This is a genomic window from Bacillus sp. MBGLi79 (genome assembly GCF_002953915.1).
Genome location: NZ_CP026521.1, coordinates 639,356 through 642,539 on the forward strand (window position 1 = coordinate 639,356; position 3,184 = coordinate 642,539).

General features: G+C 43.1%; 2 protein-coding genes. Both read left to right on the plus strand.

All coding sequences use genetic code 11. From position 1 onward, the window contains the following. Nucleotides 1–83: 83 nt before the first annotated feature. Nucleotides 84–1,469, plus strand: a complete 1,386-nt coding sequence (locus tag C1T29_RS03350) for an aminotransferase-like domain-containing protein (RefSeq protein ID WP_095292643.1) — start codon at nt 84–86, stop codon at nt 1,467–1,469. Nucleotides 1,470–1,566: 97 nt separating this feature from the next. Next, nucleotides 1,567–2,865 carry an MFS transporter gene (locus C1T29_RS03355; RefSeq protein WP_103750317.1) on the plus strand — a complete coding sequence of 433 codons (1,299 nt, stop codon included), beginning with the start codon at nt 1,567–1,569 and terminating at the stop codon, nt 2,863–2,865. Nucleotides 2,866–3,184: the final 319 nt, after the last annotated feature.

Below are 3,184 nucleotides of genomic sequence, written 5' to 3' on the forward strand. Positions count from 1 at the left end.
GCAGTCTAACTTGTCCGTCATTTCTTATAATTGTTTTATAAACAGCACAACCATATAATAGAACGAAAAAAGGATGGCGTATCATGCCGATCAATTCTTTTGAAAACTATCCGATGAGCTGGAAGCCATCGATTGATAAAACTGAAAAGCCCATTTATAAAGCACTTGCAAGGCAATTGGAGCAGGATATAGTAAACGGAGTTTTATTGCCTGGAACAAAGCTTCCTCCTCAGCGGGAACTGGCTGATTATTTGGATTTAAATTTGAGTACCATTTCAAAGGCGTTTAAAATGTGTGAGTTAAAGGGCCTGTTAAGTGCAACTGTTGGGAGCGGCACATTTGTATCGTATGATGCGTTATCGAATGCGTATTTACTTGAGGATACAAAGCCAAAGCTCATTGAAATGGGCGCAACACTGCCGGATCATGCTTCTTACGAGCCGCTCATGCTCCATTTGAGCAGCATGCTGCAAGAGACAGATTATGAAAAATGGTTTGGTTATGGCCGGGCGGGCGAAAGCCTTTGGCAAAAGGATGCAGCTGTAAAGCTAATTCGAAGAGGCGGTTTTGAAACAACCGTTGAGCACATTTTATTTGCAAATGGGGGACAAAATGCGATCGCTGCCGCATTGGCGGGTCTTTGTAAGCCTGGAGACCGCATTGGTGTTGATCATCATACATATCCCGGATTAAAAACTGTTGCATCAATGCTAAGTGTGCAAATCGTACCGATAAAATCCGAGAACGGTGAAATGAAGCCGGAGTCACTTGAATATGCTTATAAAAATGAAAACATTACAGGCATTTATTTGATCCCGGATTACCATAACCCGACAGCTTCCTTTATGTCTGTAGAGAATCGAAAGGTCATCGCAGAAATTGCAAAAAAGTATAATTTGTTTGTTATTGAAGATGCATCGTACCATCTTCTTGGCAAAAATCCACTTCCAGCCCTTGCATCATTCGCGCCGGAACAGGTGATCCATATCGCAAGTTTATCTAAATCATTGGCACCGGGGCTGCGACTGGCGTATGTTGCAGTGCCGTATCAATTTAAGGAGCCGGTTTCGAGGGCGCTTTATAATTTAAATATAACGGTTTCCCCGCTATTAGCAGAACTTGCTGCGCGCACGATTGTATCAAATCAATTTGAAGTCTTAATTGAGGGGCATCGTGAACAAACGATTTGCAGAAACCAAATCGCAAATCGATATTTTGCTGACTATACGTGTTTAGGTGGTGAAACAGGCATCTTTCGGTGGTTGTTGTTACCGGGTGGGATTACAGGTGCTGAATTTGAAAAATTAGCTGCTGAACATGGAGTGCAAGTGTATGCGGCTGAACGCTTCGTAGTTGGGAATAGTTGTCCGGAAAGGGCGGTAAGGGTTTCTGTATGTGCACCAGAAACGCTCGAAGAGCTTGAAAAAGGATTAATAATCCTTAGGCGCTTGCTAAACGATCTTGCCTAATTATTGTCCGCCATACAATTTCAATATTGTATGGTTTTTTTGCGCGTGTTATGATGATTCAAATCTAGTTGGAGGTTGATCAAGGAAGGCAGGTTAGATCATGCTGCACAAAGAAAGTGTAAAATCGTTAGACGTTCAATCAGCTTCATTAAAAAGCTACATTGGTTCCCCAGAAAAACAAAAAACGTTATACAAGCGTACATTATTTGTTGTAAGTGTTTCACAAATTTTTGGCGGTGCAGGGCTGGCGGCAGGAATTACTGTCGGTGCCCTTATTGCTCAGCAAATGCTCGGAACGGATGCTTACGCAGGGGTCCCGACAGCTTTATTTACTTTAGGATCAGCGGGGGCAGCCTTATTTGTAGGCAGACTTTCTCAACGCTATGGTCGTCGTGCAGGTCTTTCAGCCGGTTTTGTGATTGGCGGTCTTGGAGCAATAGGAGTCATCATTGCAGCAATCATAAATAGTATTTTCTTGTTATTTGCTTCATTGCTTATTTACGGTGCTGGAACAGCGACAAATTTACAAGCTCGTTATGCAGGTACGGACTTGGCAAATCGTAAGCAGCGGGCGACTGCTGTCAGTGTGACGATGGTTATGACGACATTTGGCGCGGTTGCGGGTCCGAATTTAGTGAATGTGATGGGGGGGTTCGCCCATTCTATCGGTGTTCCGTCATTAGCGGGCCCTTTCATTTTAGCCGCGGCGGCATATATCTTAGCAGGTGTTGTTCTTTTCATCATGCTTCGTCCAGATCCATTAGTTATCGCAAGAACAATCGAATCGATCAAGCAAGAGCCAAGTGATAAAGGACATTTGACAACAACTGAACACACAGAAAACAAAAGAGGCATAATTGTTGGTGCAGCCGTTATGGTTCTTACCCAAATTGTAATGGTCGCTATTATGACAATGACACCGGTTCATATGAGACATCATGGGCATGACTTGGGTGCAGTTGGTCTTGTTATTGGCTTTCATATAGGTGCCATGTATCTCCCTTCACTTGTTACAGGGGTTCTTGTTGATAAGTTGGGACGTACTGCAATGGCGATTGCATCTGGAACTACGCTGCTTCTGGCAGGCTTAATAGCAGCATTTGCACCGGGAGATTCTATGGTTCTTATCGTAATTGCTCTTTCTTTGCTGGGATTAGGGTGGAATTTTGGTTTGATAAGCGGGACTGCACTGATAGTTGATTCAACTGAAACGGCCACACGGGCGAAAACACAAGGTACGGTGGATGTTCTGATTGCGTTGTCAGGAGCTGCCGGCGGAGCATTGTCCGGAATGGTTGTGGCAGGCTCAAGTTATCTAACATTATCACTTACTGGAGGAATTTTATCCTTATTACTCATTCCTGTGGTGGCATGGTCTCGTGAAGGTAAAAGATAAGCCGGATGCATTCAATTCGGGAGTCCAAGACAAAAACTTAGTATAAATCCCTCATTCGTTTCGATAAGAACACATTCATGTTGCTTGAACAGTACCATTTTATGCCCAAAATACAAATTTCAAATGCTTGAAATAACTTTTGTAACGGACAAAATACTTTCACTTTTATTGAAGTCCTTATGGGGGAACCCCCCCCCATGAAGGTTCAAGTTTTCTCGGCAGTATTACCGGAATACCAAGGGTTATGAGTCCTTGGTATTTTTTTCTTTTTTGTTTTTAACTATGTTAGGCTTTGGTAAAAGGTCGAATAGATAACAAG